A 19,013-nucleotide genomic window follows, 5' to 3' on the forward strand; every position below is an offset into this window, starting at 1 on the left:
CCAGCGCTAGGCGATTGGACTCTACGAGAGAGCCATTCCCTTCCTAGCATCGCTTCCATGAAAAAGGGAGCCCTCGGCGCCGCCTCGGCCATGCTCATCGTCGGCACACTCGCCGGCGTCTCCGGCGTGATCAAGGACTATCCGCTGTACGGCGGGCAGGCCGTCCGCTACCTCGCCGCCGCCGTCATCCTGCTGATCGTCACCCGCGCGATGGGCCTGCGCGCGATCAGGCTCACCCCCCGCGAGTCCCTGCTGCTGGGCGCGCTGTCGCTGCTCGGCCTGGTCGTCTTCAACGTGTGCGTGGTGGAGGCGACCCGGGCCTCGGGACCCGCCCTGGTCGGCACCGTGCTCGGCACCGTCCCCCTGGTCCTGGCCCTGGTCACCGGGCGTCCGTCGGGCCGGGTGGTGATCGGCGCGACCGTGGTCGTGGCGGGGGCGACGCTGGCCACCGGCCTCGGCAGCGGCAACCTGCCGGGGCTGCTCTGGTCGCTGGGCGCGCTGGTCGGCGAGGTGAGCTTCTCGCTGCTGGCCATCCCGCTGCTGCCCAGGCTCGGGGCGATCCGGGTGTCCGCCTACAGCGTCGCGCTGGCCGTCCCCATGCTGGCGGCGGTCGGGCTCGTCGCCGAGGGGACCTCGATGCTGCGGGTGCCCACGCTCGCCGAGGCGCTCGGCTTCGCCTACCTCGCGGTGGTGGTGACGACGATCGCGTTCTTCCTCTGGTACACCTCGCTGCCCAAGCTGGGCGCGGGCGTCGCCGGGCTGTTCGCGGGCATGATCCCGGTCGGCGCGATCGCCACCGGGGCGCTGCTGGGGGTGGCCGCGCCCACCGTGCCCGACCTGGCCGGGGCCGGGCTGGTGGTGGCGGGCATAGTCGTGGGGCTCACCGCGAAGCGAACCCCAGCGACGACGCTGGTCATTTCACCGGCCACTGGCCGCTCTTGATCCCCTTGAGCACGATCATGATCAATGAGACGCCCAGGCCGGCGACAACGAGCACGCCCAGCACGAACATGACGATGTAACCCGCTTCCATGGCAGCCTCCTCCCTCTTCAGTAGTACGCCGGAATCGGGTCACAAAGCCTCCACGGTTCGCCCAAAAGACGGCACCGAACACGGGCGCGCCGTGCGGGCCGTACCCTCTAGGGGACCGAAAGGATCGAGGGACATGCCCGAGTTCGACTACACCGACCTGCTTCCGCTTGGCGCCGACGAGACCGAGTACCGGCTGATCACGACGGAGGGGGTGCGGAAGGTCGAAGCGGCGGGGCGCACGTTCCTCGAAGTCGACCCCGAGGCGTTGCGGCTGCTCACCGAGACGGCGATCCACGACATCTCGCACTACCTGCGCCCGTCGCACCTCGCCCAGCTCCGGAAGATCGTCGACGATCCCGAGTCCAGCGGCAACGACCGGTTCGTCGCGCTCGACCTGCTGAAGAACGCCTCCATCTCGGCCGGCGGCGTGCTGCCCATGTGCCAGGACACCGGCACCGCGATCGTCATGGGCAAGCGCGGACGGCACGTGCTGACCGACGGCCGCGACGCCGAGCACATCTCCCGAGGCGTGTACGACGCCTACACCAAGCTCAACCTGCGCTACTCCCAGATGGCGCCGCTGAGCATGTGGGAGGAGAAGAACACCGGCAGCAACCTGCCCGCCCAGATCGAGCTGTACGCCGAAGGCGACGACGCCTACAAGCTGCTGTTCATGGCCAAGGGCGGCGGCTCGGCCAACAAGTCGTTCCTGTACCAGGAGACCAAGGCGGTCCTCAACGAGAAGCGCATGCTGGCCTTCCTCGAAGAGAAGATCCGCTCACTCGGCACCGCCGCCTGCCCGCCGTACCACCTGGCCATCGTCGTCGGCGGCACCTCGGCGGAGTACGCGCTGAAGACCGCCAAGTACGCCTCGGCCCGCTACCTCGACTCCATCCCCACCTCGGGCTCGGCCGCCGGGCACGGCTTCCGGGACCTGGAGTTGGAGCAGAAGGTGTTCGAGCTGACCCAGAAGCTCGGCATCGGGGCGCAGTTCGGCGGCAAGTACTTCTGCCACGACGTGCGCGTCATCCGGCTGCCCCGGCACGGCGCGTCCTGCCCGGTGGCGATCGCGGTGTCCTGCTCGGCCGACCGGCAGGCGCTCGCGAAGATCACTGCCGAGGGCGTCTTCCTGGAGCAGTTGGAGACCGACCCGGCGCGCTTCCTGCCCGACACCACCGACGAGCACCTGTCCGACGACGTCGTCCGGGTGGACCTCAACCGGCCGATGCCGGAGATCCTGGCCGAGCTGACGAAGTACCCGGTCAAGACCCGGCTGTCGCTGTCGGGGCCGCTCGTGGTGGCCCGCGACATCGCGCACGCGAAGATCGGCGAGCTGCTCGACGCGGGCGGCGAGATGCCGCAGTACCTCCGCGACCACGCCGTGTACTACGCGGGTCCGGCCAAGACGCCGCAGGGGTACGCCTCGGGCTCGTTCGGGCCGACCACCGCCGGGCGGATGGACTCCTACGTGGAGCGCTTCCAGGCCGAGGGCGGCTCCATGGTCATGCTGGCCAAGGGGAACCGCTCGAAGCAGGTGACCGAGGCGTGCCAGAGGTACGGCGGTTTCTACCTGGGGTCCATCGGCGGCCCGGCGGCCCGGCTGGCGCAGGACTGCATCAAGAAGGTCGAGGTTCTGGAGTATCCGGAACTGGGCATGGAGGCGGTCTGGAAGATCGAGGTGGAGGACTTCCCCGCGTTCATCGTGGTGGACGACAAGGGTGAGGACTTCTTCACCGACCGCACCGGCCCCGTGCTGAACATCGGCCGCCGCGCCTGAGACCACGTCCCGGCCGGGCCCGCGAGGGCTCGGCCTCTCCCCGCCTGAGCGACCATCCGGCCGTATCCTCGCGGATCTTCCCCGTTGTCGCGGCTTCCGCCGCCTTCCCCGTCCCCCACCCGCCCCTCAGGTTGGACCGCCGAGGCGGGTCAGGCGGCCACGTGAGCGCGGTGCGGTGCGACGACGCTGCCGTCGGGGAGCAGCAGACCGGTGTCCTCGAAGACCACGACGCCGTTGCACAGCAGGCTCCATCCCTGGTCGGGGTGGGACGCGATCACATGCGACGCCTCACGATCGGCGGCGTCCGCGGCGGGACATAGGGGTCGGTGGCTGCACATCATGCACCTCTCAGATGAAGCTCCTGCTCGAATGTGTTCAGTAGGGCATCTCTCGCCCTGACGGTGTCCGGAGGTCCGGCTCTATCCGGGTCGCTTTGACGACCGGTCGACGGATCTTGAGTTTTCGCATCCTCATCACGTCCCCACGAAGACTGCGGTCACCTTCGATCACCTGGCCTTATGTCCATCATGACGACCGGCACCGACAGTTTCGACGCCCGGGGGCCGAGGATCTGGGGGACATTCACATCTTCATGCTGCATCACGCGGCTGACGAACGACTTACAAGTCGCTGACCAATCACAATATGCGCACTGTCAAAGTGCCCGATACACGACATGGCGGGGGCCTGCCCGCGCACGCGAGTGGCGGCGGCGCGAGGCCCGCAGCACTCGGGGCCCAAGAGATGGTGCCAGGCACGGGCGGACGGGCCGCCCGCGCCTGCGGGACCAAACTGACTCTGCCATCATGACCCACCTGCAACTAAGTTGCAATAACTGAGAGTCCTAAGACCAAGGTCTGATGCAGATGCATAGAGGTTGCAATAGTGTCGGATCGCAGTTGATCCACTAGGAGGCAGATCATGGGTGACTACACCCTTCCCGACATGCCCTACGACTACGCGGCGCTGGAGCCCGCCATCACCGGCGAGATCCTGGAGCTGCACCACTCCAAGCACCACGCCGCCTACGTCAAGGGCGCCAACGACACCCTGGAGCGCCTGGCCGAGGCCAGGGACAAGGGCGAGTTCGGCGGCCTGGTCGGACTGGAGAAGACGTTCGCGTTCAACCTGTCCGGGCACGTGCTGCACTCGATCTTCTGGGAGAACCTGTCCCCCGACGGCGGCGACCGCCCCGACGGAGCGCTCAGGGCCGCCATCGACGAGCACTTCGGCACCTTCGAGGCGTTCCAGAAGCAGCTCTCCGCCGCCACCGCCGGAGTCCAGGGCTCCGGCTGGGGCATCCTGGCCTGGGAGCCGCTGGGCAAGCGCCTGATCGTCGAGCAGGTGTACGACCACCACGGCAACGTCGGCATGAACAGCACCCCGCTGCTCGTGTTCGACGCGTGGGAGCACGCCTACTACCTGCAGTACCGCAACGTCCGCCCGGACTACGTCGAAAAGCTGTGGGGCCTGGTGAACTGGGATGATGTGGCGCGCCGCTTCTCTGACGTGACGAGTCAGGGCAGTTGACTGAAGTTCGCAACATTTTATCGGCCCGGCCTCTACAGGTCGCTTTAGGCAAATAGGTAAGCTGCCTGCCATGCGTGCGCCGTCCGGTTACCTCCTTGCCGCGCGCTATCGGCTTTTGGAGCCGGTTGGGCGCGGCGGCATGGGCACCGTTTGGCGAGCGCACGACGAGTTGCTCGACCGGGACGTGGCCGTCAAGGAAGTCAGGCTTCCGGTGGTCCTGGACGAGGACCTGCGGGCCGAGCTGTGCGCGCGTACCGAGCGCGAGGGCCGGGCCACGGCCATGGTCACCCACCCGTCGGTCATCACCGTCTTCGACGTGGTCACCGAGGACGAGCGGCCGTGGATCGTGATGGAGCTGCTCCAGGCCAGGTCCCTGGAGCAGCTCATCCTGGACGCCGGGCCGCTGCCGCCGCGCCAGGTGGCGGAGATCGGGCGGCAGATCCTCGGCGCGCTGCGGGCCGTACACGCCAAGGGCATCCTGCACCGCGACGTCAAGCCCAGCAACGTCCTGGTCACCGAGGACCGCGCGGTGCTCACCGACTTCGGCCTGGCCGCGCTCGAAGGCGACGCGTCCATCACCCAGGCCGGCATCGTGCTCGGCTCGGCCGGGTACATCGCGCCCGAGCGGGTGCTCGGCGCCAAGGCCAGCCCGTCCGGCGACCTGTGGTCGCTCGGCGCGACCCTCTACACGGCCGTCGAGGGCCGGGGCCTGCACGGCCGCCGTACGGCCGCCGCCGCGCTCGCCGCCCTCAGCAGCGGCGAGCCCATCCCGATGCTCAGGGCCGGGCCCCTGGCCCCCGTCCTCGACGCCCTGCTGCGCATCGACCCGGCCAACCGGCTCGACTCGGTGCGCGCCTCGCTCATGCTGGCCCGGGTGGCCGCCGGCGGCTCGGCCGAGGAGCCCCTCGCGCAAGCCGCCCGCAAGTCGGTCCGTACGGCTCCCGCGCTCGCCGTACCCTCCTTCACGCGCCGCCCCACCCACCGTGGCCTGCACCGGGCCGAGACCACGGGCTCGACGCCGGCCGTCCCCTCACCCAGGGGCGTGCACCGGAAGGTGCTCGAATCCCGACCCACGCCGTCCCCGTATGCCCGTTTTATGCAAGCGATGATTAAGCTGTGCTTGCCCAGGCGTTTTTGGCCGCGCGAACTTCGCAAGCGCGGGTAAAGCGTTATCCAAGCAAGAATAGATATCTTCTTCTCATGCCGGAACAGCAAGCGCGCCTGCTGGCGGATCGCTACGAGCTGATCACGCCACTCGGCCGGGGGACCATGGGTACCGTCTGGCGGGCCCGTGATCGCGCCCTGGGTCGCGAGGTAGCGATCAAGGAAATTCGCCAGGACCCAGGCCTCACCGAGGAACAGCGCGCCGAGCTACGCGAGCGCATGGTCCGCGAAGGTCGCACCGCGGCACGCGTCAGCCATCCGTCGGTGGCCTCCATCCACGACGTGATCATCCATGACGACAGCCCGTGGATCATCATGGAGCTCGTCGAGGCCCGCTCCCTGGAGCAGGTCATCGACGAGGAGGGGCCGCTGCCGCCCCGCCTGGTGGCCGAGATCGGCGTCGACCTGCTGGGCGCGCTGCGCGCGGCGCACGCCCAGGGCATCACCCACCGCGACGTCAAGCCCGGCAACGTGCTGATCAGCGAGACCGGCCGGGTGGTGCTGACCGACTTCGGCATCGCCAAGACGGAGGGCGACTCCAAGCTGACCCAGACCGGCATGGTGATCGGCTCGCCCGGGTACACCGCGCCGGAACGGGCCCGCGGCGAGTACACCGGGCCGGAGTCCGACCTGTGGTCGCTCGGCGCGACGCTGTACTTCGCCGTCGAGGGGCGGCCCGCGTACGAGCGCAAGACGGTGGCCGAGACGCTGGCGGCGCTGATGTCCGAGAGCGCCGACCCGCCCACGCAGGCCGGGGTGATGCGGCCGGTGCTCGACGGGTTGCTGCACAAGAACCACCACCAGCGACTGACCGCGGCCAAGGCGGAGACCATGCTCAGGATGGTCGCCGACACGCCCACAGGGGAGATGAAGGCGCTGCAGGCCGACGAGGGGTTCGACCCCGATCGCACGATGACGGTGCACCGTCCCAAGGGGCCGCCGCCCGCATCGTCGGACGAGGGAGCCCTCGTCACATCCCGCATCGACCCACTGCCGAACGGCCTGCCCGGCAAGCCGGTGTTCCCCGTCCCCGGCCGCCCTGGCACACCCACTCCCCCGGCTCCCGGCACGCCTGGTAGACCCGGAGGTCCTGGAGCCCCCGGCGGACCTGGCGGACCTGGGCAGGGTGGGTCTGGCGGGCCTGGCGGTCAAGGAGTGCCCGGGTTCCCGCCTCCGTCTGGGGGTGGGCCTGGTGCCTTCGGTCACCAGGGTGGGCCTCACGGTCCCGGAGCACCCGGTGCTCAGGGAGGGCCGGGAGCGTTCGGGCGATCCGGTGGTCCGAACGGACCCAACGCCTTCGGCGGACCGGGCGGGCCTGCTCAGGCCGGGCTCTCCGGTGAGCCGGCCACCCTCCCCGGCGGCCCAGGTGGCCCCGGGTACCCAGGCGGACCGGGATACCCTGGTGGACCTGGTCAGCCCGGCGGACAGGGCCCTGGGGGCGCTCCTGGCCCCGGCCAGCCCAGTGGTCCGGGAGGTCCCGGCCCTGGCGGGCCAAGCGGTCCAGGATCCGGCATGCCCAGCGGTCCCGGCGGCCCTGGAGCGCCCGGAGGCTCGCGCGGGCCTGGGGGCCCTGGCGGGCCGAACTCGCCCGGTGGGCGCGACAGGTCCGGGCCTGGAGGCCCCGGGCCGTACGGCGGACCGGAGCAGTACGGCGCGCCCGGCCAGCGTGGCGGGCCGGAGCAGTACAACGGACCGGAGCAGTACGGCGGGCCCGACCAGTACGGCGCGCCTGGGCAGTACAACGGCCCGGGTGGGCAGCAGGTTGGTGTGGGATTGCCCGGTGGGCAAGGTTTTCGGGGGGAAGCAGTGGAGGAAACCGGTTCCGAGAGGGGCACAAGCCTCGGTACCGACTTGTTCGCGATCGCCGGAGGCCAAGCCTCCGACGCCAAGGAAGGCAACCGAGCGGGAGTCCTCATCCTCATCGGCGTCGCCATCATCGCCCTGGCGGTGATCGCCATCCTGGTCATCGCGGCATTCAACGGCTAACCCGAAACGGAGAGCAACCGGCCCCGGGGCTGGCGACGAAACTGCCGCCCCGGGCCGTCGTGTTCGATTCGGATCGCACAGACTTAGACACATGAGCGAGTTTCGGATCGAGCGCGACTCCATGGGCGAGGTGCGCGTCCCCGCCGGTGCACGCTGGCGGGCGCAGACCCAGCGTGCCGTGGAGAACTTCCCCATTTCCGGCCGTACCCTCGAACCTTCCCACATAGCCGCCCTGGCCCTGATCAAGGCCGTCGCGGCCGAGGTCAACGGCGAGCTGGGGGTGATCGACAAGGAGCTGGCCGAGGCGATCGCGGAGGCCGCCGCGGACGTGGCCGAGAACGAGCACGACGAGCACTTCCCCATCGACCTCTTCCAGACCGGCTCGGGCACCTCGTCGAACATGAACGCCAACGAGGTCATCGCCACCCTGGCCGAGCAGCGGCTGGGCCGGGCCGTACACCCGAACGACCATGTGAACGCCTCGCAGTCGTCCAACGACGTCTTCCCCACGTCGATCCATGTGGCGGCGGCCACCGAGGTGATCTTCCATCTGGTGCCGTCGTTGCAGCATCTGGCGACAGTGCTGCGGGCGAAGTCGCTGGAGTTCGCCACGGTGGTCAAGTCCGGCAGGACGCATCTGATGGATGCCACGCCGGTCACCCTGGGGCAGGAGTTCGGCGGGTACGCGGCGCAGGTCGAGCATGGTGTGAACCGGGTCAAGTCGGCCCTCGTGCACGTGGTCGAGCTGCCGCTGGGCGGCACGGCGGTCGGGACGGGGGTGAACACGCCGCCGGGGTTCGCGGAGAAGGCGATCGCGAAGCTGAGCGAGGCGACAGGCATCAAGTTCGTGGAGGCCGAGGACCACTTCGAGGCGCAGAGCGCGCAGGACTCCCTGGTGGAGCTCTCGGGGCAGCTCAAGGTCATCGCGGTCTCGCTCAACAAGATCGCGAACGATCTGCGCTGGATGGGGTCGGGCCCCCGCGCCGGCCTGGGCGAGATCAACCTGCCGGACCTGCAGCCGGGGTCCTCGATCATGCCGGGCAAGGTCAACCCGGTCATCCCCGAGGCGACGGCGATGGTGGCGGCGCAGGTCATCGGCAACGACGCGACGATCACGTTCGCGGGGGCGTCGGGCAACTTCGAGCTGAACGTCATGCTGCCGGTGATCGCCGGCAACCTGCTGGAGTCGATCCGCCTGCTGGCGAACGTCTCCCGCCTGCTGGCCGACCGGTGCGTGGCGGGCGTCACCGCGAACGTGGAGCGCTGCCTGGAGTACGCCGAGTCCTCCCCGTCGATCGTCACCCCGCTGAACCGCCTGCTGGGCTACGAGGAGGCCGCGAAGATCGCCAAGCAGGCACTGGCCGAGCGCAAGACCATCCGCGAGGTGGTCATCGAGCGCGGTCACGTCGCGGGCGGCAAACTTACCGAGGCCCAGCTCGACGAGCTGCTCGACGTCCTCTCCATGACAGGGCGCACATAGTGGAGCACCTTTCTATGTCGCCGAACCCCATGTGCCCCCCGCCGGGCTGCGGCTAGGGTCCTGGGCATGGCGAACGAGCTGACCGGGCGCACCGCCCTGGTGACGGGGGCGGGCGGGGGGATCGGCCGGGCCTGCGCGCTCCGGTTGGCCTCGGCCGGGGCGCGGGTGCTGGTCGTCGACATGGACGGGGAGGCGGCGGGGAAGGTCGCGGTGGAGACGGGCGGGGTGGCCGTGGCCGCCGACCTGGCCGATCCCGGCTTTCTCGGCCTGCTGCCGGAGGAGCCCGTCGACATCCTGGTGAACAACGCCGGGTTCCAGCATGTGGCGCCGATCGAGGAGTTCCCGCCCGCGGTCTTCTCGAAGATCCTGAAGGTGATGGTGGAGGCGCCGTTCCTGCTGGTCAGGCGGGTTCTGCCGGGCATGTACGAGCGGGGGTGGGGCAGGGTGGTGAACATCTCGTCGGTGCACGGGTTGCGCGCTTCGCCGTACAAATCCGCATATGTCACGGCGAAGCATGCGCTTGAGGGGCTCAGTAAGGTGATCGCGCTCGAAGGGGCGGCCAAGGGGGTCACCTCGAACTGCGTCGCCCCGGCCTATGTGCGTACCGAGCTGGTGGAGAAGCAGATCGAGGACCAGGCGCGGGCGCACGGCATCGGGGCCGCGCAGGTGGTCGAGGACATCATGCTCCAGCCCGCCGCGATCAAGCGGCTGATCGAGCCCGAGGAGGTGGCCGAGCTGGTCGCCTACCTCTGCGGCCCGCAGGGCTCGTTCGTCACCGGCGTCTCCCTCCCCGTCGACGGCGGATGGACCGCCCGCTAGGACAATGAACCCCATGCGCGTCTACCTCGAACTCCTGGCCAGGCAGGCTTCCGCCGTCGAGTTCGAGGGGCCGGTGCTCAGAGCGCGAGCCGAAGGCGCGAGCCCGGCCCAGATCGAGGAACTGGAGCAGGCCAAGGTCGAGGCGCTCAAGGTACGCGACCTGCTGCGCCGCAGGGCCAGGCGCGAAGCCGAGCTGTCGGCCCTGTACGACACGGCGGGCGACCTGGCCGGGCTGCGCGACCTGGACGCGGTGCTGGAGGCCATCGTGCACCGGGCCAGGCAGTTGCTCGGCACCGACACCGCCTACCTGACGCTGCACGCCCCGGACCGGGGCGACACCTTCATGCGGGTCACCGACGGCTCCATCTCGGCCTCCTTCCGGGCGCTCAGGCTGGCGATGGGCGCGGGGCTCGGCGGGCTGGTCGCGCAGACGGGCACGCCGTACACCACGGCCGACTACTTCGCCGACGGGCGCTTCCGGCACAAGGAGCACATCGACTCGGCGGTCATCGAGGAGGGCCTGGTGGCGATCCTCGGCGTACCACTGAAGCTGGGCCGCCGGGTCATCGGCGTGCTGTTCGCCGCCAACCGCAGCGCCCGCCCGTTCGCGCAGGAGGAGGTCGCGCTGCTGGCCTCGCTGGCCGCGCACGCCGCCGTGGCGATCGACAACGCCAGGCTGCTGCAGGAGACCAGGAACGCCCTGGAGGAGCTCTCCCAGGCGCACGCGCTCGCCCGCGCGCACGGCGAGGCGGTGGAGCGGGCGGCGCTCGCGCACGACCGGATGACCTCGCTGGTGCTGCGCGGCGGCGGCATCGAGGACGTCGCGGCGGTGGTGACCGAGGTGCTCGGCGGCTCACTGGCCGTCCTGGACGACCTGGGCAGGCCGATCACCGGCGACGTCGGCGACCTGGCGCCCGGCGTGCTGGACGCGGCGGCGCTCGGCCGTACCGTGCGCCGGGGCGACCTGCTGATCACCTCGGCCGAAGTCGGCGGCGCGCCGCTGTGCACGCTGGTGCTGCGTAGCGACGACGCCGACGAGCGCATCCTGGAGCGGGCCGCCCTGGTCTGCGCGCTGCTGCTGCTGTTCCGCAGGACGGTGGCCGAGGCCGAGGGCCGGGTGCGCGGCGAACTGCTCGACGACCTGATCTCGCGCGCCTCCGACGACCCGGAAGGGCTGGCCGACCGGGCCCGCAGACTCGGGGTGGATCTGGCCGCCCCGCATGTGCTGGTCTCGGTCAGGCACGGCGGCCAGCGCGAGCGGGCGGCGTTCTGGGCCTCCTCGCAGGCCGCGACGCACCACGGGCTGGCCGCGGCGCGCGGCGGCGAGGTGGTGCTGCTGCTGCCGGGCGAGCGGCCCGGCGCGACCGCCCAGCGCGTCGCCGCCGAGCTAAGCGCCTCGCTCGGCAGCCCGGCGACCGCCGGCGCGGCCGGGCCCGTGCGCGGGCCCGGCGAGGTCGCCACGGCCCACCGGGAGGCTCAGCGGTGCGCCGAGGCGCTGCTCGCGCTCGGCCGGGCGGGAGACGGCGCGAGCGCCGCCGAGCTGGGCTTCGTCGGCCTGCTGATGAGCGACGGCCACGACGTGTCCGGCTTCGTCGGCTCGGTGCTCGGCCCGGTCGCCGACTACGACGCCCGGCGCGGCACCGCCCTGGTGCGCACGCTGGCCGCCTACTTCGGCTCAGGCACCTCACCCTCGCGTACGGCCGAAGCCATGCACATCCACGTCAACACCGTCACCCAGCGCCTCGACCGGATCGGCCGCCTGCTGGGCGACGGCTGGCAGGAACCCGACCGGTCACTGGAGATCCAGCTCGCCCTCCGCCTACACCGCCTGCGTGGTCCCGCCGGACATGCCTCCTGAGCCGACTATGGGGATCTGATCCATATGAGTGACGTCGGTCACTCCCTAGCGTGAGGCGTACATCCCCGACTCCCGCACCTGGAACACCCGGCCGCCTTCCAGCGCGCCCTCGTCGAGCACCTGCGGGGGTAGTGCCGCGTCAGTCCCTGAGGTAGCGGTGCTTGCCCGCCCGTGCCAGCCGTACCGCGTGTCGTGCCCCCGGCACGCGGCGGGCCAGCCGGTGCAGCAGCGAGTCGCGGCCCATCGGGGAGCGCTGCACCGGGTCCATGGCCGTCGACTGCCGGACCGCCACCCGCCCGCCGCGCACCTCGAGCCCGAACCTGAGCCCGATCTCCTGGTCCTGGGTGCGCAGGAAGGGCGCCCAGGCGCCGGGGCCCAGCTGGTCCCGGCCCGGCATCAGCCGCTTGACCGGCACCTTGGCCACCAACTGCCCCGCGATCTGGCCGGGCACCCCTGGCTCGACCAGCGCGGGCGCGGTGATCTCGCGGTCGCTGCCGTCGGCGTTGCGCAGCACCAGCTCCAGCGTGGGCCCACCGCTCGGCGGCACGTACGGCACCGGCACCACGACGTAGACGTGCCCTTCCCGCCTGGTGACCGTGGCCCCCGGCGAGACCAGCGCGACCGACTCGGGGAAGGAGCGCGGCTCCACGCACAGGCCCAGCTCGCCGGCGTCGCTCCAGCAGGGCACCACCAGGCGGCGGCGCGGCCGTTCGGCGAGCACGCCCAGGCAGGTGAGAGGGCCTTCGGAGCGCCTGACGCGCGTTCTGGCGTGGTGGGCGCCGCCGTACATCCTGACGTGTACCTCCCACTGGCCGGAGCCCAGCGGCTCGCCCATGGCCGCCGTGGCGATGTCCACCCTGGCCTCGCCCTCGACCCTGAGCCGCAGGCGGCGGCCGTCGCCGACGCGCACGACCTGGCAGGTGACGGGGACGAAGTGGGTGACGCCGCTGTCGGCGTGCCTGATGTACACCTCCAGCCTGGCCCGTTCGACGGCGGCGGTGACGTCCATGGCGTCCTCGGGCAGCAGCGCGCCGTCCACCGCTCTGGGCGGGCGCCAGAACACCCGCTCGCCGGCGGCGCGGAAGGTGGCCGGCTCGCCTTCGTTGTCGTGGATCTCCACGCCGAGGCCGAGCACCAGGACCTCGTTCTCCCAGCGCACCCGGCCGAGGTCGGCGCGGAGTCCGGTGCGGCGCGAGGCGTTGGCGAACACCACGATCTGGTCCAGGCGGCCCGCGCGCAGCAGGACGGCCACGACCCGCAGATGGACCGGCAGGAAGCGGTCGAGGTCGGCGGGGAAGCTCTCCAGCACCAGTTCCCTGAAGGTGGTGAAGAGCAGCCCGCGGTCCACCGAGGAGTTGGCGAAGCGGGGACTGAGGAAGGGCTTGAGCACGGCCGTACGCAGCAGGTGGGCGTTCATCCGGTCGCGCTGGCGGCCGTGCGGGGTGTGCGCGTCGATGAGCGCGAGCAGCGCGCGCACCTCGGCCGCGACGGCCCTCGGCTGCTCCTCGACCGCCTCCTGCTCCCCCAGATGGCAGCACACCTGGTCAGCCATGATCGCGACGACCTTGGCCAGCAGGTACGCCTTCACCGAGAACGCCTGCTCGGCCACCCGCCCCCCGGGTACGGCGAAGCCCAGCTTGTGCTCCTCGACGAACGCCCGGCGGTACAGCTTGTGCGGCGTGAGCAGGCTGAGCAGCCGGTCGCGCAGGAGGTCGGCGCGGGCCTGGTTGGCGGCGAACGCCGACAGCGGGGCGCCGCCCCGGACCAGCCTGCCCACCAGCACGTCGGCATCGGTCTCCACGGCCCGCGCGTGCATCTGCTCGAGCGCGGTGCGTTCCAGCCGGTCGCCCTGTCCCATCAGGTAGACGTAGTCGCCGCAGGCCGCGGCGAGGCCGACGTTACGGCCCCGCATGGGCGAACCGGTATGCGGCAGGTGCAGGACGCGCACGTTCCGCCTGACCGTCGCCACGGTGTCGAGGCGTTCGGCGATCCCGTCCGTGGAACCGTCGTCCACGAAGATCACTTCATAGGCGTCCGCCGGCAGGGTCTGCTCCAGGACCGAGCGGATGCACGCGTCTGCGCCGTTTCCGGGATTGTGGATACTCACGATCACGCTGACCTTCACACCCATGCGGCCAAGGGTGCGACGTCACTCCCGGGCGCGGCGCGCAGGCTTGCCGATCGCGGGCAGAAGCGTGACCGCTCAGTACCACCCCTTGGCCTGGGAATGGCCCCAGGCGCCGCAAGGCGAGCCGTAGCGGCCCTTGATGTAGCCGAGGCCCCACTTGATCTGGGTGGCGGCGTTGGTCTGCCAGTCGCCGCCGGCGCTGGCCATCTTGCTGCCGGGCAGCGATTGCGGGATGCCGTAGGCGCCGGAGTAGCGGTTCATCGCCCGCTCGTTCCAGCCGCTCTCCTTGTGCCAGAGCTTCTCCAGGCAGCCCCACTGGTCGTCGCCGAAGCCGAAGCCGGACAGCATGCCCTTGGCGGTCGCCTTGTTGCTGCCGGGCGAGGGGTCGCTGCCGGGCGGGAAGTTGGCGGGCGGGAACCCGTTGCCGCCGGGGCCCCGGTCGGGCACCTCGATCGGCGACAGGTCGCCGGCCGCCCTGCCCGCCTTGAGCCGGTCGCGCTTGAGCCGCTCGACGGCGGCGGCCTTGAGCTGGTCGGCGTTGGGGTCGGCGGCGAACGGGTCGCCTCCGCCGAAGAATCCGGCCATCTCCTGCAGCGTCAGCGGGTTCTCCGGCGGCGGGGCGGTGGCGTTCTGGTAGGCGGTGTAGGCGACGAAGCCGCCACCTCCGAACACGACCACGGCGGCGATGCCCAGGACGATCACACGCTTGGGGGTCAGCCTGGAGGAACCTGGCGGCCGGCGCCGGCCTCGGGGGACCTCGGACGAGGAGCGCTCTCTCAACTGCGGACCTGGGTTCACGACCTATGAGCTTGCCGTGTCAGGGGGGGTGCTTCGCAACCGGAACGTGGCATTCGGTTGGCGTTCCTTTGACTAACCGGCAGGTAACCGGGGCATTCCCATGCAATGTGATATTCGTCACATTGAGAAGTGGTGTCCGCCCTCCGTGCCCCCGCCCGAAGGGTGGACGCTCTTCAGGTTGCCCGCCGTTCGTCGTGATGAGATGCGCACGATGTCACAGTTTCATGACACGGAACGGATTTTCCCTGGTTAGAACAATAATATCGACGTGGCAGGCATCCTTCTCGTCGAAGACGACCCCTCCGTGCGCACGGGCCTCGAACTCGCGCTGACCAGGCAGGGACATTCGGTCACGTCCTACGCCACCGGCGAGGAGGCGCTCGACCACATCCGCGCCCGGCGGCCGGAGATCGCGATCCTGGACGTGATGCTGCCCGGCATCGACGGCGTCGAGGTCTGCCGCCGCATCCGCCGCCTCGACCAGCTCCCGGTCATCCTGCTCACCGCGCGGGGCGACGACCTGGACGTGGTGGTCGGCCTGGAGGCGGGCGCCGACGACTACGTGGTCAAACCGGTCGAGCCGCGCGTGCTCGACGCGCGCATCCGGGCGATCCTGCGCAGGGCGGAGTCGGCCACCTCCGACCGCATCACGTTCGGCGACCTGGTGATCGACCGGGGCGCGCTCAAGGTCAGCCTGGCCGGCAAGGAGATCCACCTCACGCCCACCGAGCTGCGCCTGCTGCTGGAGCTGGTGCGCCACCCCGGCCAGGTGCTCAACCGGCGCTACCTGCTGCGGGTGGTCTGGGACCACACCCACGTCGCCGACTCGCGCCTGGTCGACGCCTGCGTCCAGCGGGTAAGGGCCAAGATCGAGCCGCGCCCCGCCGACCCGACCTTCATCCACACCGTCCGCGGCTTCGGCTACCGGTTCAACCCCCCGTGATTCCCCTGTTCACCGGCCTGCGCGCGCGGCTGGTCGTCACCTTCACCCTCGTCGCCGTCACCGCGTCGGCCCTCGTCGCGGGCATCGGCTACGAGCTGGCCAAGGGCGCCATGATCGACCGCAGCACCCAGAACGCCAAGGACACCCTGGCCAAGGAGCTGCAGCGGATCAACTTCGCGGTCGGCGAGCTGCAGCCGGGCGAGGTACAGCCGAGCAGCCAGGACCTGGAGAACCTCGTCGGCGCGCTGGAGGGCCCGGGACGGCACGTGCTGGTGGAGTACCAGGGCCAGATCTTCCCCGACTCCGGCAGCAACATGGGCACCAACGAGGTGACCGGCGAGCTGCGCGGCCAGGCGCTCAGCCGGATGGTCGCCCAGCGCCGGATCTACAACGACCAGCCCTGGCTGATCGTCGGCACCCAGGTCAAGCGCATCGACAAGCAGGGCCTCCCGCAACCCACGGGCCTGAGCGTCTTCCTGTTCATGTCGCTGGCCGAGGAGGAGGCGACGCTGAGCAACCTGAGGGGCGCCTTCACCCAGGCGGGCGGCATCGTCCTGCTCATCGCGCTCACGGTCGCCCTGCTGTCCGCCCGCCAGGTGCTGCTGCCGATCGGCAGGCTCAGCGCCGCCGCCCAGGCGCTCGGCGGCGGACGCCTGGACACCCGCCTGCCGGTCAGGGGGAAGGACGAGCTGGCCGCGCTGACCGCCCGGTTCAACGACGCCGCCGCCGCGCTCGAGCTGAGCGTGTCCGAGCTGCGCTCGCTGGAGGCCATCTCGCGCCGGTTCGTGGCCGACGTCTCGCACGAGCTGCGCACCCCGCTGACCGCGATGACCGCCGTCGCCGACATGCTCTCCGAGGAGGCCGACCGGCTGCCCGAGCAGCCCGCCGAGGCGGTCAGGCTGGTCCTGCACGAGGTCGCCAGGCTCAGGGAGCTGGTCGAGCACCTGATCGAGATCAGCCGGTTCGACGCCGGCACCGCGACCCTGCGCCGCGAGTCGGTGAGCGTCTCCGACGCGATCAGCGACTGCCTGGAGGTGCGCGGCTGGGACGAGGGCATCCGCGTGCACACCCCGGTGAACCTGACCGTCAACCTCGACCCCCGGCGCTTCGACGTCATCCTGGCCAACCTCGTCGGCAACGCGATGAAGCACGGCGGCCCGCCGGTCGTCATCACCGCCCGCAGCACCCCGAACGGCCTGGAGGTGAAGGTCCGCGACCACGGCAAGGGCATCTCCGCCGACGCGCTGCCGCATGTCTTCGACCGCTTCTTCAAGGCGGGCGCGGGCCGCAGCCGCAGCCAGGGCAGCGGCCTGGGCCTCTCCATCGCCAGGGCCAACGCCCACCTGCACGGCGGCACGATCTCGGTACGCCGGGAGGACCCCGGCACACTCTTCACCGTCTGGATCCCGCACTCGTGAACGCCTGCCGCCTGTCCCTCGCCGCCGCGCTCGTACTGGCCGCCACGAGCGCCTGCGGCATCACCCCGACCAACGTCGTGACGGTCGGCGACGCGCCGGTGATCCGCACCCGCCCGCAGTACAGCGACGTGTACCTGCTGCGGGCCGGACGCCTGGTGCTCAACAAGGTGCGGGTGCCCTCGAACTCGCTGGCCGACCACATGCGGGTGCTGTTCGACATCGCCAACCAGACCCCGGCGGTCCTGCGCGAGGACGGCGACCTCAGCGGGCTGTCGCTGCGCGAGGCCGACCCCCGGGTGTTCGGCACCCAGCCGCAGCGCACCGACCCGGGCGTGCGTGGCCTGCGCCTGCATGTCTACCTGGAGGGCGACAAGAAGCTCAGCGAGGCCGGGCTCGCCCAGATCGTCTGCACCGCGCGACTGCGCCCCGAGGTGTGGGAGGTGCGGGTCAGCCAGTTCATGCCGGGCAAGTCGCCCAAGTCTTGGGGGAAGCACACCTGCAGGGAGTTCCACCATCTCGCTCCCCAGGGTGCTCCCCCCTGACCTGTCAGAGGTTGATGTCCTCCAGCATCTCGGTGACCAGCGCCGCGATCGGCGAACGCTCGGACCTGGTCAGCGTCACATGGGCGAACAGCGGATGACCCTTGAGCTTCTCCACCACCGCCACCACGCCGTCGTGCCGGCCGACGCGCAGATTGTCGCGCTGGGCGATGTCGTGGGTGAGCACCACCCGCGAGTTGGCGCCGATCCGGCTGAGCACCGTGAGCAGGACGCCGCGCTCCAGCGACTGCGCCTCGTCCACGATGACGAACGCGTCGTGCAGCGAGCGCCCGCGGATGTGGGTGAGCGGCAGGACCTCCAGCATCCCGCGCGCGAGCACCTCCTCGATCACCTCGGGCGTGGTGACCGCGCCCAGCGTGTCGTAGACCGCCTGGGCCCAGGGGCCCATCTTCTCGCCCTCGGACCCCGGCAGGTAGCCGAGCTCCTGGCCGCCCACGGCGTACAGCGGGCGGAAGACGACCACCTTGCGGTGCTGGCGGCGCTCCAGGACGGCCTCCAGGCCCGCGCAGAGCGCCAGCGCCGACTTACCGGTGCCGGCCCGGCCGCCGAGCGAGACGATGCCGACCTCCGGGTCCATCAGCAGGTCGAGCGCGATGCGCTGCTCGGCCGAGCGGCCGTGCAGGCCGAACACCTCGCGGTCGCCGCGGACCAGCCGCACCGACTTGTCCGGCAGCACCCGGCCGAGCGCGGAGCCGCGGCCGGACAGCAGCCGCAGGCCGGTGTGCGTGGGCAGGTCCCTGGCCTCCTCCAGGTCCGCGGTGCCCTGCTCGAAGAGCGCCCCCACGTCCTCGGTGGTGACCTGTATCTCGGCCATCCCCGTCCAGCCGGACTCCGAGACCAGCTCGGCGCGGTACTCCTCGGCGACCAGGCCGATGGAGGCGGCTTTGACCCGCAGCGGCAGGTCCTTGGAGACCAGCACCACGTCGCAGCCCTCGGCGGCCAGCGTGCGGGCCACGGTGAGGATGCGGGTGTCGTTGTCTCCCAGCCTGAACCCGACGGGCAGGATCGAAGGATCGCTGTGGTTGAGCTCAACCCTTATGGTGCCGTCACCTGTCGGCATCGGCTCGTCGAGCCTGCCGTACTGCACTCGCAGGTCGTCGAGGTAGCGCAGCGCCTTTCGTGCGAAGTAGCCGAGTTCGGGATGGTGACGCTTGGCCTCCAGCTCCGTGATCACGACGATGGGAAGGACGACCTCATGCTCGGCGAAGCGGGTCATGGCCGCCGGGTCGGCGAGCAGGACCGAGGTGTCCAGCACGTAGGTGCGCCGCCCGGCGGGCGAGTGCGAGGTGGGCGACGTAGGGTTGCTCGAGGACACTGCCACACGTTCTCCCCCGGGCGCCTGTGAGGATAGGCGCCCTGCAGACGAGGTGGGATTCGGACCGGCCCCGCCGCCTCATCTCCGTCCTGCGGAGCAGGTGCCGGGTTCCGGCCCCCCTCGGCAGGTCGGGATGCAAAGGCGGGCCCTCTCCGGAGCGTCCGGCCTGTGGTCGGACACTTCCAACGTTAGGTCCTGAATACC

The 19,013-nt window shown here is 70.8% G+C and carries 15 protein-coding genes; 11 read left to right on the top strand and 4 right to left on the bottom strand.

The genetic code is table 11. The annotated features are described in order from the left end of the window. Positions 1 to 57 precede the first annotated feature (57 nt). Both ABZ911_RS14405 and ABZ911_RS14410 read left to right on the top strand, forming a co-directional pair. Complete coding sequence (locus tag ABZ911_RS14405; protein ID WP_358055059.1) at positions 58 to 942, top strand: DMT family transporter; 885 nt, start codon at positions 58 to 60, stop codon at positions 940 to 942. Positions 943 to 1,166: 224 nt separating this feature from the next. Beyond that, complete coding sequence (locus ABZ911_RS14410; protein WP_358055061.1) at positions 1,167 to 2,810, top strand: fumarate hydratase; 1,644 nt, start codon at positions 1,167 to 1,169, stop codon at positions 2,808 to 2,810. A gap of 149 nt (positions 2,811 to 2,959) precedes the next feature. Here ABZ911_RS14410 and ABZ911_RS14415 read toward each other — a convergent pair whose 3' ends face one another. Further along, positions 2,960 to 3,148: a DUF5999 family protein gene (locus tag ABZ911_RS14415; protein ID WP_358055364.1), complete on the bottom strand. Its 189-nt coding sequence runs from the start codon at positions 3,146 to 3,148 to the stop codon at positions 2,960 to 2,962. 583 nt (positions 3,149 to 3,731) lie between these two features. On the opposite strand from ABZ911_RS14415, the gene ABZ911_RS14420 reads away from it, so the two are divergent. The 6 genes from ABZ911_RS14420 (at position 3,732) to ABZ911_RS14445 (ending at position 11,647) form a co-directional block, all read left to right on the top strand. Then, entirely contained in the window at positions 3,732 to 4,340 is a 609-nt protein-coding gene (locus ABZ911_RS14420) for a superoxide dismutase (protein WP_358055063.1), read from the top strand. Between the two features lie 70 nt (positions 4,341 to 4,410). After that, positions 4,411 to 5,505 (top strand): serine/threonine-protein kinase, encoded by a 1,095-nt coding sequence (locus tag ABZ911_RS14425; protein WP_358055065.1) that lies wholly within the window; start codon positions 4,411 to 4,413, stop codon positions 5,503 to 5,505. A gap of 35 nt (positions 5,506 to 5,540) precedes the next feature. Beyond that, positions 5,541 to 7,490, top strand: a complete 1,950-nt coding sequence (locus ABZ911_RS14430; RefSeq protein ID WP_358055067.1) for a serine/threonine-protein kinase — start codon at positions 5,541 to 5,543, stop codon at positions 7,488 to 7,490. Between the two features lie 91 nt (positions 7,491 to 7,581). Beyond that, positions 7,582 to 8,970, top strand: coding sequence for a class II fumarate hydratase (locus ABZ911_RS14435; protein WP_358055069.1), 1,389 nt, complete (start codon positions 7,582 to 7,584; stop codon positions 8,968 to 8,970). Between the two features lie 66 nt (positions 8,971 to 9,036). Then, the gene (locus tag ABZ911_RS14440) at positions 9,037 to 9,789 is read left to right on the top strand and encodes a 3-hydroxybutyrate dehydrogenase (RefSeq protein ID WP_358055071.1); all 753 of its coding nucleotides are present in this window, start codon (positions 9,037 to 9,039) and stop codon (positions 9,787 to 9,789) included. 13 nt (positions 9,790 to 9,802) lie between these two features. Beyond that, positions 9,803 to 11,647 carry a GAF domain-containing protein gene (locus ABZ911_RS14445; RefSeq protein ID WP_358055073.1) on the top strand — a complete coding sequence of 615 codons (1,845 nt, stop codon included), beginning with the start codon at positions 9,803 to 9,805 and terminating at the stop codon, positions 11,645 to 11,647. A 139-nt stretch (positions 11,648 to 11,786) separates the two neighbouring features. On the opposite strand, the gene ABZ911_RS14450 is transcribed toward ABZ911_RS14445, so the two are convergent. Together ABZ911_RS14450 and ABZ911_RS14455 are read right to left on the bottom strand one after the other, a co-directional pair. Next, positions 11,787 to 13,778, bottom strand: a complete 1,992-nt coding sequence (locus ABZ911_RS14450; protein WP_358055075.1) for a glycosyltransferase family 2 protein — start codon at positions 13,776 to 13,778, stop codon at positions 11,787 to 11,789. A gap of 72 nt (positions 13,779 to 13,850) precedes the next feature. Then, entirely contained in the window at positions 13,851 to 14,477 is a 627-nt protein-coding gene (locus ABZ911_RS14455; RefSeq protein WP_358055077.1) for a lytic transglycosylase domain-containing protein, read from the bottom strand. A gap of 364 nt (positions 14,478 to 14,841) precedes the next feature. On the opposite strand from ABZ911_RS14455, the gene ABZ911_RS14460 reads away from it, so the two are divergent. From ABZ911_RS14460 to ABZ911_RS14470, 3 genes are read left to right on the top strand one after another with little or no spacing between them, the layout of a single operon-like run. Then, positions 14,842 to 15,516, top strand: coding sequence for a response regulator transcription factor (locus ABZ911_RS14460; RefSeq protein ID WP_358055079.1), 675 nt, complete (start codon positions 14,842 to 14,844; stop codon positions 15,514 to 15,516). Next, positions 15,513 to 16,934 carry a HAMP domain-containing sensor histidine kinase gene (locus tag ABZ911_RS14465; protein WP_358055081.1) on the top strand — a complete coding sequence of 474 codons (1,422 nt, stop codon included), beginning with the start codon at positions 15,513 to 15,515 and terminating at the stop codon, positions 16,932 to 16,934. Before ABZ911_RS14460 ends, ABZ911_RS14465 begins: the two co-directional genes overlap by 4 nt. Next, the gene (locus tag ABZ911_RS14470; protein WP_358055083.1) at positions 16,931 to 17,476 is read left to right on the top strand and encodes a hypothetical protein; all 546 of its coding nucleotides are present in this window, start codon (positions 16,931 to 16,933) and stop codon (positions 17,474 to 17,476) included. Before ABZ911_RS14465 ends, ABZ911_RS14470 begins: the two co-directional genes overlap by 4 nt. Before the next feature lie 4 nt (positions 17,477 to 17,480). Here ABZ911_RS14470 and ABZ911_RS14475 read toward each other — a convergent pair whose 3' ends face one another. Further along, complete coding sequence (locus tag ABZ911_RS14475; protein ID WP_358055367.1) at positions 17,481 to 18,809, bottom strand: PhoH family protein; 1,329 nt, start codon at positions 18,807 to 18,809, stop codon at positions 17,481 to 17,483. Positions 18,810 to 19,013: the final 204 nt, after the last annotated feature.

This window comes from Nonomuraea sp. NPDC046570 (assembly GCF_040645915.1).
Lineage (GTDB): Bacteria > Actinomycetota > Actinomycetes > Streptosporangiales > Streptosporangiaceae > Nonomuraea.